Below are 12678 nucleotides of genomic sequence, written 5' to 3' on the forward strand. Positions count from 1 at the left end.
CCCGCGCCGGCATCCCCCCGCAAGAAACGAAGGAGAGCGTGCGCTCATGGACGCTGTGACCCAGGTCCCCGCGCCGGTGAACGAGCCGGTCCACAGCTACGCCCCGGGCAGCCCGGAACGGGCCCGTCTGGAGGCCAAGCTGAAGGAGCTGGGCGGCCAGGAGCCGGTCCAGCTGACCATGACGATCAACGGTGAGCGCCGGATGGGCGGCGGCACCGAGTTCCACGTCGTCCAGCCGCACAACCACGCGGCGAGGCTCGGTACCCTGCGCAACGCCACCCAGGCGGACGCGCAGGAGGCCATCGACACTGCCCTGGCCGCGGCCCCGGCCTGGCAGGCGCTCTCCTTCGACTCCCGCGCCGCGATCTTCCTGCGCGCCGCCGACCTGCTGGCCGGCCCCTGGCGCGAGACGCTGGCCGCCGCCACCATGCTCGGCCAGTCGAAGACCGCGCAGCAGGCCGAGATCGACACCCCCTGCGAGCTGGTCGACTTCCTGCGCTTCAACGTGCACTTCGCCCGCCAGATCATGGCCGAGCAGCCGATCTCCTCGGACGGCGTGTGGAACCGCAGCGACCACCGCCCGCTGGAGGGCTTCGTCTACGCGATCACCCCGTTCAACTTCACCGCCATCGCCGGCAACCTGCCGACCGCCCCGGCGCTGATGGGCAACGTGGTGCTCTGGAAGCCCTCGCCCACCCAGCAGTTCTCCGCGCACCTGCTGATGCAGCTGCTGGAGGAGGCCGGCCTGCCCAAGGGCGTCATCAACATGGTGACCGGCGACGGCCTGGACGTCTCCGCCGTCGCGCTGAAGCACCCGGCCCTGGCCGGCATCCACTTCACCGGCTCCACCGCCACCTTCCAGCACCTGTGGCGCGAGGTCGGCAACAACATCTCCGGCTACCGCACCTACCCGCGGATCGTCGGCGAGACCGGCGGCAAGGACTTCCTGGTCGCCCACCCGTCCGCCGACAAGGCCGTGCTGAAGACCGCCATGACCCGCGGCGCCTTCGAGTTCCAGGGCCAGAAGTGCTCCGCCCTGTCCCGCGCCTACGTCCCGGCCTCGATCTGGGCCGAGCTCAAGGACGAGTTCCGCGACGAGGTCGAGGGCCTCACCATGGGCGACGTCACCGACCTGGACAACTTCATGTCGGCCGTCATCGACGAGCGCTCCTTCGCCAAGAACAAGGCCGCGATCGACCGCGCCCAGGCCGACGCCAAGGTCGAGGTCCTGGCCGGCGGCACCTACGACGACTCGGTCGGCTACTTCGTCCGCCCGACCGTCCTGGTCTGCGAGGACCCGGCGAGCGAGTACTTCAAGGACGAGTACTTCGGCCCGATCCTGGCCGTCCACGTCTACGAGGACGACAAGTACGACGAGATGCTGGCGCAGATGGAGTCGGTGTCGGCCTACGGCCTGACCGGCTCGATCATCTCCCAGGACCGCGAGGCCGTGCAGCACGCGATGCACAAGCTGCGCTTCGCCGCCGGCAACTTCTACATCAACGACAAGCCGACCGGCGCGGTCGTCGGCCAGCAGCCGTTCGGTGGCGGCCGGGCCTCGGGCACCAACGACAAGGCCGGTGCCAAGCAGAACCTGGCGCGGTGGACCTCGACCCGCTCGGTCAAGGAGACCTTCGTCCCGCCGACGGACTACCGCTACCCGCACATGGGCTGAGTGCCCCACCGGGACCCCTTCGCGGTCCCCTGACGCCCCCGGTCCCGCAGCCGGGCGGCGTCCCCACGGGCGGCGGACCCCACTCCCCGGTCCGCCGCCCGTCTTTCTGCCACCCTTAGAAGCACCAGCTCCAGGAGTCACGATGCTCCGTTCCGCCCTCCTCGCGGCCTCCCGGTCCTCGCAGGTCCGCACCGTCGTCGAGAAGTTCCCGCCGACCCACGCGATAGTCGAGCGCTTCGTCGCCGGCGAGGCCCTCGACGACGCCGTCACCGCCTGCGACGACCTCGTCGCCACCGGCCGCAAGGTCACCCTGGACCACCTCGGCGAGGACACCCGCGACGCCGCCCAGGCCGCCGGCACCGCCGAGGCCTACGAGTACCTGCTCAAGGCGCTCAAGGAGACCGGCCTGGCCGCCGGCGCCGAGGTCTCGGTCAAGCTCTCGGCCGTCGGTCAGTTCCTCCCGGTGGACGGCGAGAAGATCGCCCTGGAGAACGCCCGCCGGATCTGCGAGGCCGCCGCCGAGGCCGGCACCACGGTGACCCTCGACATGGAGGACCACACCACCACCGACTCCACCCTCGGCATCGCCCGCGAGCTGCGCCAGGACTTCCCCTGGCTGGGCGTCGTCCTCCAGGCCTACCTGCGCCGCACCGAGGACGACTGCCGCGAGTTCTCCGGCGCCGGCTCGCGCGTGCGCCTGTGCAAGGGCGCCTACAAGGAGCCCGAGTCGGTCGCCTTCCAGGGCAAGCACGAGGTCGACCTCGCGTACGTCCGCGCGCTCAAGATCCTGATGGCCGGCGAGGGCTACCCGATGATCGCCTCGCACGACCCCAACATGATCAAGATCGCCGGCCAGCTGGCCCAGTGGAACGGCCGCAAGCGCGACTCCTTCGAGTACCAGATGCTGTACGGCATCCGCCCCGAGGAGCAGCTGCGCCTCGCCGGCGAGGGCAACACCATGCGCGTGTACCTCCCGTACGGCCAGGAGTGGTACGGCTACTTCATGCGCCGCCTCGCCGAGCGCCCGGCCAACCTCACCTTCTTCCTGCGCGCCATGGCCACCCGCGGCTGACGCACGCGAACGCCGAACGGCCCGCGCCCCCACCGGGGGCGCGGGCCGTCGCGTGTCCGGGCCCTACAGGAAGTCCTTGGTGTCCAGTTCGAAGTCGAACGGCGCCGGAAGCGCGAGCGGCTCGCCGAAGGCGGCCAGGTGCACCTCGGTGTACTCGTCGCGCTTCGGTTGGGAGAAGAGGCTGACCTGGGACTTCTCGCGGTCGATGAGCAGGTAGAGCGGGATGGCGGCGCGCGCGTAGCAGTGGCGCTTGGCGATCCGGTCCTGGTCGGGTTTGCTGGAGGTCACTTCAGCCACCATCGCCACGCCGTCCGGCTCCATCCAGGACGGCGCGCCGCGGAAGAGGCGGAGCTCCATCGGCGCGAACGTCGCGTCGGGAATGACGTGGTTCTTCGGGCAGAGACCGCCACTGACCAGACGGAGTCCCTTGGTGCCCGCCACCTGCATGCGGACCTTTGACAGACGGCTCATCTGGTCGATGAGCAGCCCGATGTAGTCCTCGTGATCGCCGTCCGGCGGTGGAGTCACGATGATCTCTCCCTCGATGAGCTCGGCCCGGAAGCCTTCGGGGGAGTGCAGGCTCAGGAAGCTCTCCAGCAGGATGTCCTCCTGCGACGGGGAATCCGTGATCGGTTTCTCATGCGCCACAGCACTCATGATGCCCCTCCTTCAGGTGGACGTCACGCTAGTGCCGGGCTGAGCCGAGTTATGCCGTGCACGGTGATCTTTCACCCGATGGTGTGAGGCGGTGGGCGTAGGCGACCGGCCGGTGCCGGGGAAGGGCCGGTAGCTCGGTGGGGCGGGGTGCGCCGGGTTTTCACCCGATCGTGCGAGGGGGCCCGGCGTAGGATCTTCACGCTGGTGAACTCGTGGTGCCGGGTGAGGAGTTGGCGTGGTGGTGAAGCGGTTCGCGGAGTTGTCGACGCCGTTGGTGGCGGACGCGTGCGTGCGGGTGGGGGTGGCGGTCCGGGCGGCGCCGGCGGGGGTCCGGGCGGTGGTGCCGGGGGGCCGGGTGGCGGGGCGGGTGCTGCCGGTGCGGCACTACGGGAGCGTGGACGTCTTCCTGGAGGCGTACGGGGCGGCCGAGCCCGGGGACGTCGTGGTGATCGACAACGGCGGACGGCTGGACGAGGCCTGCGTCGGGGACCTCGCCGTGCTGGAGGCGCGGGCCGCCGGGGCCGCCGGGGTGGTGGTGTGGGGGCTGCACCGGGACACCCCGGAGCTGGTGGAGATCGGACTGCCGGTGTTCAGCTACGGCAGTCTCCCGGCCGGGCCGCTGCGGCTGGACGGGCGGGAGCCGGAGGCGCTGGCCAGTGCGAGGTTCGGGCCGCATCTGGTGGGCGTCGAGGACGTGGTGTTCGCGGACTCCGACGGCGTGCTGTTCGTGCCCGGGGCCCGGCTGGACGAGGTGCTGGAGGCGGCGGCCGGCATCGCCCGCACCGAGCGCGCGCAGGCGGACCGGATCCGCTCGGGTGACACGCTGCGCCGGCAGACCGCGTTCGACGAGTACCTGGAGCGCAGCGAGGCCGACCCGGAGTACAGCTTCCGGCGGCACCTGCGGCGGATCGGCGGGGCGATCGAGGAGTGAGGGGAGACGACAGCGCCCCCGGTGGTGTGCCGGGGGCGCCGTGGGGGGCGGGTCAGAGCATCGCGGCGGCGGGCTTGACCATCGCACGGGCGGTCTTGGCGTCGACGTACTCGCCGATGGCGGTCATCACCCACTCGCCCGAGTACTGGCGGATCAGCTTGCACATCACCACACCGGTGTGCGGCTCGGAGTGGGTGAGGTCGAAGCGGACCAGCTCCTGGTTGGTGGCGGCGTCCACCAGGCGGCAGTAGGCGTTCTTGACCTCGGTGAACTTCTGGCCGGAGAAGGAGTTCACGACGAAGACCAGGCCGCAGACCTCCGGCGGGAGGCCGTCCAGGTGGACGGTGATCGACTCGTCGTCGCCGCCGCCCTCACCGGTCAGGTTGTCGCCGGAGTGGGCGATGGCGCCGTTGAAGATGCCCAGCTTCATGAACCAGGCGGTGTCGAGCTTCTCGCGCTGGGCGTCGAAGGCCAGGCAGGAGGCGTCGAGGTCGATGTTGCGGCCGCGGCCGGCGGGCTCCCAGCCGAGGCCCATCCGGACGGCGGAGAGGAAGGGCTTGCCGTTCTTCTCCAGGGAGACCGAGCCGCCCTTGGTGAGGCTGACCCGGCCCTTGTCCAGGGTGACCTTGGTGAAGGACGGGGCAGCGGCGGGCGGGGCCGGCGGTGCGGGGGGAGCGGGCGGCATCGGGGGCGCGGTCTGCGGCATCGGCGGGGCGGAGGCCATGGCGAGCCGGGGGTCGACCGGGGCGGCGGGCGCCGGCGGCGGGGTGACCGGGGCCGGGGTGACCGGGGCCGGGGGCGCGACGGGCGCCGCGGCCGGCTGCTCGTCGACGCTGACGCCGAAGTCGGTGGCGATGCCGGCCAGGCCGTTCGCATAGCCCTGGCCGACCGCGCGGACCTTCCAGGCGCCGTTGCGCTGGTAGACCTCGACCACGATCAGCGCGGTCTCCCGGCCGAGCGGCGGCGGGGTGAAGGTGACCAGCACCGCGCCGGTCGCGGCGTCCCGTACGGTCGCGGTCGGTTCGATGCCCGCGAAGGTGGCGCCGGTCTCGTCGGGGCTCGCGGTCACCACGATCTTGGTGATCCCGGCCGGGACGGCGGCGGTGTCGACGATGATGGCGTCCGGCGTTCCGGCGGCGGCCGGACGGTGGGTCACACCGGGCCCGTTCGGTGCGTTGTAGAAGACGAAGTCGTCGTCCGAGCGGACCTTTCCGGCGTCGGTCAGCAGCAGGCCCGAGACATCCAGCGCCTTGGGTGCGGTGACCTCGACGGTCACCCGCGCGGCGGTCAGCGGGGCGTTGCCGCCTTGGGTCAGGACCGTGGACACGAACTCCTCCTGGGATGCGGTGGTGCGGCGCCGGCCCCGGCGTTGGGGCGGCTGTGCCGGCTGGCGACCACAGTAACGAACGAGCCCGGTCGGATGAGCCCGAACGGGGCGCTGACCTGTTGGGTTGCCCCGGGCCGCCGGACCGGTGGCGGGGCGCGGTCCGGCGGGGGAACGGTGCGGCGGTCAGCCGGTCGGGGCGGCGGCGCGGGGGGCCGGCAGCGGGGCCGGAGCAGTGGTCCGCGCGGGGGCCGGCGCCGGGACCGCCGGAGGCGCCGTGAAGGTGCCGAGGGCCGCGACGGCGCGCGGGCGGCCGATGCCGAAGGCGCTGGCGTTCCAGGACCCGGGGGTGCGCGGGCCGACGCTCCGGGCCGGGCCGGCCTGCCCGGTGGACCGGGTGCCGCGCACGGTGAAGGTGTAGCGGCCGGGGCGGACGTCCGTACCGGGCGGGGTGGTGAAGCGGTAGACCGCCGCGCCGCGCTCCTGGTGTGCGGTGACCACGGCGCCGCCGAGGTCCGTCCACGCGGTGCCGACGCCCGGGGCCGCCGTGCCGGGGGCGAGGCGGAACTCCGCCTGCAGCGCGGTGAGCGGCTCGCCGACGGTCAGTGCGAGGACGTGCCGGGTCCCGTCGCGGCCGAGCGACTGGACCACGGCCGCACCGGCGAGCGCCTGGTCGTCGGCCGCGTCGGTGCCGGCGGCCGGACGGGTCACGCCGGTGTCCTTCGTACTGCCCTTCGTCGGGCCCGACCCCACGCTGTCGGTCGCGGGCTCGGCCGAGCCGTCGGCAGCGGTGTCGGCCGTGCCGAGGGTCCCGCCGGTCCACTCGCGCGGCGCCGGGGCGGGCGCGCCGGGGCCCGGGGCGGCGGGGACGAAGGGGCGGGGCGTGGCCGACGAGGGGGAGGCCGCGGGTACGGAGGGCGACGGCGACGGGGAGGCGCCGGTCGGTGACGCGTCCTCGGCGGGCCGGCGGGCGGTCTGCGCGCCGTCGGCCGCCGCGAGCTGCTCGTCGGCGGACTGCGGGTGGTCCGCCCGGCCGCCGGCCAGGGTCTCCGGGGCGCCGCCGGGGCCGGGCTGCTCCGTGGCGGGCCCGTCGGTGACGCCGTGTCGGGGCGCGGGGCCCCCGGCGAGCGGCGCGGTGGACGGGGAGCCCTCGGTGCGGGGCGCGGCCGGGCCGGCGGAGCGCTGGGCGGGCACGGAGTCGGGGGCGCGGGTGCCGGCCGCCGGGCCGGAGGCACCGGGCGCGGGCGTGGCCGGGGCGGCGGAACGGCGGCCCGCCGTCGTGTTCGGCCCGGCGGCGTCCGGGCCGGAGGCGGTCCCGGTGCCGGAGGTCGTGCCGTTGCCGCCGATGGTGTCGGGGGAGGTGGACGGGCTGGGCGGCGGCGCGCTGGAGCCGACCCGGGCGACCCCGGCCCGGCGGCCCACGCCCTGCTGCTCGTTGAGCAGGAAGGTGGTGGCGATGCTGATGCCCACGACGGTCGACATCGCCATCGCGGCGCCGGAGAACCGCAGGGTGGGCAGCCGCAGCCGGCCCCCGAACGGGCCGGGACGACCGTGCCGGCCGTGGCGCGTGCGGTACCGGTCGGACGCGTGCGTCGCGTCCTGCCCGGTGTCGTCGGACAAGGTCACCGGACCCCTCCCTCCCCTGAAGTCGCCGTTGCGGTCGTGGCATTCTCCCACGTGCCGACGGCTGTGCCGGTGCCGCCGGACCGGGCGGACGGCCGCCGGCTCCCCGGTGCGGCCGGCGCGTTCGGTCCGGTCCCGTCGAATCCGGTCCGATCCGGTCCGATGAGGTACCGGCTGGTCCGGTCCGGTCGGGACGTCGTCAGGATTCGTTCGGGCACGGTCCGGCCGGGTCGTGCGGGGGCGCGCGTGCGGAGTCCGACCGGGCACGCGCGCGGGCGTGCGCCGGCAGGGGGACGAGCGTAGCAGCGGGCCCCCGGGCGATGGCCAGTGCTCGGACGGAATTGATCCAATCCGTGGACAACCCTTTGACCAGCGGAAGTTGACGGTCCGTCTGACAAGGCCGGTAAGGGATGGTCGGGCGCTACGGGGGTTATTGCAACCCCCTTGCAACCCTTGCCCGAAACTCGCGCGGCGGAGCACGCTGGAGGACATCCCACGCCGTCCCGGAGAGACCGTCATGCCGCCCGACCCGCTGCCAGCACCCTTCAGTGCCCCCCTCGCCGCTACCCCCACGGGCGGCGATGAGGCAGGCTCCACCGCCGCTCCGGCGGCGGTGGAGGAGGTGTTGACGCTGCGGATCTCGCTGGGCGAGGAGGTGGTCGGAGAGGTCCGTACGCGGTTCCGGTTCGACGCCGCCCGCCCGTACGAGGTGCTGCTGACGTTCCACCTGGGGCGGCCGGACGAGGCCGACTGGGTGTTCTCGCGCGAACTGCTGCGCGACGGCCTCCGCTCGTTGAGCGGCCAGGGCGACGTCAAGCTGTGGCCGGCGTACTGCCCGTGCCACGGCTCGACGTTGCACCTGGCGCTCGAGTCCCCGCACGGCAGTGCCCTACTGGAGGCCTCCAGGCCGAAGGTCCAGGAGTGGCTGGACCGCACGTACGCGATGGTCTCGGAGACGGCCGAGCAGGCCCATGGGCCGAGTGACGACGAGCTCTCGGAACTGCTCGCCGGCGGCCACTGAGCCCGGTGGACGGCGGGCCCGGCGGACGGAGGGCCCCGGGGCGGTGGCCCCGGGGAGACGGTGGGCCGCAGGGGCGGTGAGGGTTACGAGGGTTGCGGGGGCGGCAGGGGGAGACGGCCGGTTCGGGGGCGCGGCGGCGCCGACCCGTCGGCCGGGGGGCGCGGGTCCGGTAACGGCGGCGTCCCGGGCAGCCGGACCGTTCCGCCGACCAGCCCCGCGCGGAGCCTGCGCACGGCCGGCGCCGAGGAGGTCGGCAGCAGGTCGTACGGATCGTCCGGGCCGGCCACCGCGACCAGCACCGACTCGGCGAAGCGGTACGGCCGGTGGGCCAGCAGACCGCCGAGGTAGCGGCGCAGCCGGGACAGCTCGGCCCGCACCGTCACCGTCCGGGCCGGGTCCCCGAACAGCGCGTCGGCCAGCTGGGCGGCGCTGAGGCCCTCGCGCTCGGTGGCGAGCAGGAGCAGCAGCTCGGCGTGGCGCGGGCTGAGCGCGTGCGACCAGCTGCCGGCCGCGCCGTGCACCGAGAGACCGGGGTTGCCCGCGCGGCGCAGGTCGAGCCGGACCCTGGCCCCCTCGGCCTGCTCGGCCAGCAGTCCGGCGGCGGGGCCGGCGGTGTCCCCGCCCGGACCGCCGGGGCCGTCCGGGTCGCCCGGTGCGGCCGGGGCGGTGTCCCGCGCCAGGAGCGGGCGGACCAGCCAGCCGTCGGCGAGCGGCTCGATCACGCACTCGCCGAGGCTGGGCAGCCAGTGCACGGCGGCCGAGTCCCAGCCCTCGGCGGGCAGCCGCAGCCGGGCCGGCGGCGGCAGTCCCGCCGCGGCCGCCGTCCAGCCCGCCGCGTCCACGACCAGGGCGGGGCCGTTCACCCGGGCCAGCATCGGGGCGGCCAGGGTGCGCAGGTGGTGCAGGGATTCGAGCCGGCGGGCGCGCAGCTCGGTCTCGGCGAGCTTGGCGGCGGTGGCGGTCAGCTGGAGCAGGTACGGGCGGACGGAGTGGGCCGGGCCGCTGAGGTTGATCGCGCCGATCAGCCGGCCGGTGCCGGGGTCGTGCACCGGGGCGGCGACGCAGGTCCAGGAGTGGTGGCTGCGCAGGTAGTGCTCGGCGGAGTGGACGTGCATCGGGCGCTCGGCGCGCAGGGCGGCGGCTATGCCGTTGGTGCCGACCCGCTCCTCCACCCAGCGGGCGCCGGTGAGGAAGCCGATCCGGTCGGCGCTGCGGCGCAGGCCGCGTTCGCCCTCCTGCCAGAGGATGTGGCCGTCGGCGTCGGTGATCGCGAGGATCAGCGGGGGCTGCTCGACCTGCTCGACCAGGGTGCCGCGGAGGATCGGGAGCAGCGGGTCGAGGCCGCTGGCCCGGCGGCGGTGCTCGATCTCGGCGGGGCCGAGGTGGACGGCGGCGGCGCCGGCGTCCGGGTCGAGGCCGAGGCGGCGCAGGCGCTCCCAGGAGTCGCCGATCTCGGGGCGGGGCTGGAGGAAGGGCGGATCGTCGGCGGCGGTGGCGTCCCGGTGGGCGGCGCGGGCGGCGGCCTCGGCGAGGGCGCGCTCGTGGACCTTGGCCAGTTCGGCCGCGCTCTGCGCGGTGCGGCGTTCGGGTCGTCGGGTCTGCCGTCCGGACTGCCGCACTCGTGTCGCTCCTCGCCGCCGTTCGAGGGCGCGCCGGGGCCGACGCGCTGACGAAAGCGTACGGGCGCCACCGGTTCCTGGGGATGGGGTCTGCCAACTCGGAATACCAGACGGTATGAGAGTGGTCATGCCAACGAATGGTGGCCCGTGCGTCTTAGTGGGAAGGCGTCCGCTGCTGGGCGGTCTCGACGGTGTGGTGGAGGTCGGCGGTGGCGTCGAGGCTGGTCACGGCGGTGAGGGCGAGGCAGGCGGTCAGGGCCAGGGCGGCGGTCCGGCGGGAGGCGACCGCCCCGGCGGGGCGCGGGTCGAGCAGGGCGGCGACCCGGCGGGGGACCGGTCCGCCATGGGCCGCCGGGGCGTGCCGGGGGCGCCCCGGCCAGGGGGAGCGGCCGGCGGCGAGGGCGGCCCGGCCCACCGCGCGGGCGGTCACCCGGCGGTCGCCGACCCGGGCGGCCGCGGACTCGTCGGCCCAGCGTTCCAGGTGGTAGCCGAGCGGTGCGCGCAGGGCCCGCAGGGCCGGGTGGGCGGCGGCCGCGTGGGCGGCCAGGGCGAGGAACAGGTGGTGGCGGGCGGTCAGGTGGGCCCGCTCGTGGGCGAGCAGGGCCGCGCGTTCGGGGGCGTCCAGGGCGCGCAGCATGCCGGCGGTGACCACGATCCGGCCGGGTTCGGCGGGCCGGCCGGGGCGGCGCGGGCGGCCGGGCAGGGCGAAGGCGTCGGCCTGCTCGTCGGGCAGGACGGCGAGTTCGGTGGCGGGCGGGGTGGTGAGCAGTCGCTTGGCGCGCTGGGGCCACGGGGTGCGCGCCCGGCGCATGGGTGCGCGCGGGGGGCGCGTGTTCGAATGGTGGTCGTTCGGGCCGTGCGGCGGGCCCGGGGTCCGGGTGGCGGCGTCGGCGGAGGTTCCCTCGGCGTGCCCGGTGGAGGCCGGCCCGGGGGAGGCGGCCCGGGGGGAGGCGGCGTCGACGGCGGTGCGGGCGGCGTCCAGGTCGCGTCGGCGCAGGCGCACCGTGCGCAGTCCGAGGGCGACGAGGGCGGCGAGCGCCAGGGCGGCCGAGACGGCGGCCGCCGTCGGGAGGCCGGGCAGCCCGGCGGCGAGCCAGTGCGGCGAGAGGTGGCCGAGGGCGGCGACCGGCGGCAGCCGGAGCAGCCCGGCGACGGTGAGCAGGCCCAGCGAGCACAGTGTGCCGCCCGCGAGCACGGCCGAGGTGGCGGCCAGCGTCCAGACGGCGGCGCGCGGCGACAGCGCCTCGGCGAGCCGGCGGGCCGGCAGCACGGCGAGGAAGGGCAGCAGCAGCGGGGCCCAGACCGCGACGATCACCGGGCGGCGTCCTCGTCGCCGAGCAGGTCGCGCAGCAGGCGTTCGTCCTCCACGGAGAGGTCCGAGACGAACCGGGCGAGCACCGTCGAGCGGTCGGCCTCCCGGCCCAGTTCGGCGTGCATCCGGCGGGCGGCCAGTCCGGCGGGGTCGGCGACCGCGGGGACGTAGGCGTAGCCGCGTCCGGCGCGGGTGCGGTGCACCGTCCCCTTGTCGTGCAGCCGGGCGAGGATCGTCGTCACGGTGGTCCGGGCCAGGTCGGCGCCGAGCGCCCCCTGGACGTCCTGCGGCGTCAGCGGCCGGTCGGCGGCCCAGAGGGCGGCGAGCACCTCGGCCTCCAACTCGCCGGCGGGCCGGCGGGCGGACGGTACGTCGGACATGGCGGGGGTTCCTCCAGCTATCGTCTACAGTCATGTAGACCGTCTACGCGACTGTAGACGATCGGGTGTGCGCTGCGGTGCCGCCCACCAACGTACGGGAGGTCCGCCGGTCGTGTTCCAGTCGTTCGCCGATGCGGCGCCCGCCGGCACGGATGTGCTCGGTGTGCTCGGCGCCCTCGCGGGGTCCGTATTCGGCCCGTTCGTGACCGGTATCGACCGTTATGTGTCGATGACCCTGCTTCTGGTAGTAGTTGTCTCCATGCTCCCGATTGTTCTCGAAGTGTTCGGCCCCTGGCGGGCCCACCGACGCGGTGGTGAGGTCCGGTGATGACGTTCAACGAGCTGGCCGCGTACGACGGCAGCGGCATCGACGGCGGCCTGTACCGCCGGGTGGTCGGCTGGGCGGACGCCGCGCCGCACTGGTTCAACCGGCTGGTCGAGGTGTGGTCGCTGATCGGCCTCGGCCTCTTCGCGCTGCTGATGCTGGCCGCCTGGTGGCGGGCGCGCGGCGGCGCCGCGGCGGTGCAGGCCAGAGTGCTGGCCTCGCCGCTGATCGTGGTCGTCGCCTACGCGGTGAACTCCGGCTTCAAGGGGCTGGTGGAGGAGGTCCGCCCGTGCGACCAGCTGCACGTGCGCAACACCCTGGAGGCCTGTCCGGGCCCCGGTGACTGGTCCTTCCCGAGCAACCACACGGTGATCGCGGTCGCGGCGGCCGTCGCGCTCTGGTTCGCCGACCGCCGGATCGGCGCCGTCGCCGCGGTGGCCGCCGTGCTGATGGGCGCCTCCCGGGTCTGGGTCGGCGTGCACTACCCGCACGACGTGCTGGTCGGCGCGCTGGTCGGCCTGCTGGTGGCCCTCCCGCTCGCGCTGGCGGCCGGCGCGGCAGGTCCGCTGGTGGAACGGGCCCGCTCCGGCCCGCTGCGGCCGCTGCTCGGCGCCGGTCCGCAGGCGGTCGCTGAGCCGGCCGGGCGGCCGGTCGGGGCCCGGCAGGACTGACGGCCCCGGAGCGGACCCCGACCAGGGCGTGTCCGCCGTCCCGGCCCTTGTGCGGCCGGGGTGGCGGG

At 75.0% G+C, this 12678-nt stretch carries 12 protein-coding genes; 6 read left to right on the plus strand and 6 right to left on the minus strand.

All coding sequences use genetic code 11. The features are described from left to right. Positions 1 to 46: 46 nt before the first annotated feature. Together pruA and ACFU9E_RS14085 are read left to right on the plus strand one after the other, a co-directional pair. Positions 47 to 1675, plus strand: coding sequence for an L-glutamate gamma-semialdehyde dehydrogenase (gene pruA, locus ACFU9E_RS14080; RefSeq protein WP_380686778.1), 1629 nt, complete (start codon positions 47 to 49; stop codon positions 1673 to 1675). 142 nt (positions 1676 to 1817) lie between these two features. After that, positions 1818 to 2747 (plus strand): proline dehydrogenase family protein, encoded by a 930-nt coding sequence (locus tag ACFU9E_RS14085; RefSeq protein ID WP_380686780.1) that lies wholly within the window; start codon positions 1818 to 1820, stop codon positions 2745 to 2747. 63 nt (positions 2748 to 2810) lie between these two features. Here ACFU9E_RS14085 and ACFU9E_RS14090 read toward each other — a convergent pair whose 3' ends face one another. Continuing rightward, on the minus strand, positions 2811 to 3404 hold the full coding sequence (locus tag ACFU9E_RS14090) for a Uma2 family endonuclease (protein ID WP_380684572.1): 594 nt from the start codon (positions 3402 to 3404) through the stop codon (positions 2811 to 2813). Between the two features lie 238 nt (positions 3405 to 3642). On the opposite strand from ACFU9E_RS14090, the gene ACFU9E_RS14095 reads away from it, so the two are divergent. Then, positions 3643 to 4335, plus strand: coding sequence for an RraA family protein (locus ACFU9E_RS14095; RefSeq protein WP_380684583.1), 693 nt, complete (start codon positions 3643 to 3645; stop codon positions 4333 to 4335). A 52-nt stretch (positions 4336 to 4387) separates the two neighbouring features. Here ACFU9E_RS14095 and ACFU9E_RS14100 read toward each other — a convergent pair whose 3' ends face one another. Further along, positions 4388 to 5650 carry a TerD family protein gene (locus ACFU9E_RS14100; protein ID WP_380684584.1) on the minus strand — a complete coding sequence of 421 codons (1263 nt, stop codon included), beginning with the start codon at positions 5648 to 5650 and terminating at the stop codon, positions 4388 to 4390. Between the two features lie 195 nt (positions 5651 to 5845). Then, a complete protein-coding gene (locus tag ACFU9E_RS14105; protein ID WP_380684573.1) occupies positions 5846 to 7285 on the minus strand; it encodes a hypothetical protein in 1440 nt (479 codons plus the stop codon). 622 nt (positions 7286 to 7907) lie between these two features. On the opposite strand from ACFU9E_RS14105, the gene ACFU9E_RS14110 reads away from it, so the two are divergent. Then, positions 7908 to 8303, plus strand: a complete 396-nt coding sequence (locus ACFU9E_RS14110; RefSeq protein WP_380684574.1) for an SsgA family sporulation/cell division regulator — start codon at positions 7908 to 7910, stop codon at positions 8301 to 8303. A gap of 83 nt (positions 8304 to 8386) precedes the next feature. Here ACFU9E_RS14110 and ACFU9E_RS14115 read toward each other — a convergent pair whose 3' ends face one another. The 3 genes from ACFU9E_RS14115 to ACFU9E_RS14125 all read right to left on the minus strand — a co-directional run bounded on the left by ACFU9E_RS14115 (position 8387) and on the right by ACFU9E_RS14125 (position 11614). After that, positions 8387 to 9922 carry a GAF domain-containing protein gene (locus ACFU9E_RS14115; RefSeq protein WP_380684575.1) on the minus strand — a complete coding sequence of 512 codons (1536 nt, stop codon included), beginning with the start codon at positions 9920 to 9922 and terminating at the stop codon, positions 8387 to 8389. Between the two features lie 154 nt (positions 9923 to 10076). After that, entirely contained in the window at positions 10077 to 11237 is a 1161-nt protein-coding gene (locus ACFU9E_RS14120) for a M48 family metalloprotease (RefSeq protein WP_380684576.1), read from the minus strand. Next, positions 11234 to 11614: a BlaI/MecI/CopY family transcriptional regulator gene (locus ACFU9E_RS14125; RefSeq protein WP_380684577.1), complete on the minus strand. Its 381-nt coding sequence runs from the start codon at positions 11612 to 11614 to the stop codon at positions 11234 to 11236. The genes ACFU9E_RS14120 and ACFU9E_RS14125 overlap by 4 nt, the downstream gene beginning before the upstream one ends. 112 nt (positions 11615 to 11726) lie before the next feature. On the opposite strand from ACFU9E_RS14125, the gene ACFU9E_RS14130 reads away from it, so the two are divergent. Next, entirely contained in the window at positions 11727 to 11942 is a 216-nt protein-coding gene (locus ACFU9E_RS14130; protein WP_380684578.1) for a hypothetical protein, read from the plus strand. After that, the gene (locus ACFU9E_RS14135) at positions 11942 to 12610 is read left to right on the plus strand and encodes a phosphatase PAP2 family protein (protein WP_380684579.1); all 669 of its coding nucleotides are present in this window, start codon (positions 11942 to 11944) and stop codon (positions 12608 to 12610) included. Before ACFU9E_RS14130 ends, ACFU9E_RS14135 begins: the two co-directional genes overlap by 1 nt. Positions 12611 to 12678: the final 68 nt, after the last annotated feature.

The sequence above is a fragment of the Kitasatospora sp. NPDC057595 genome (assembly GCF_042800875.1).
Lineage (GTDB): Bacteria > Actinomycetota > Actinomycetes > Streptomycetales > Streptomycetaceae > Kitasatospora.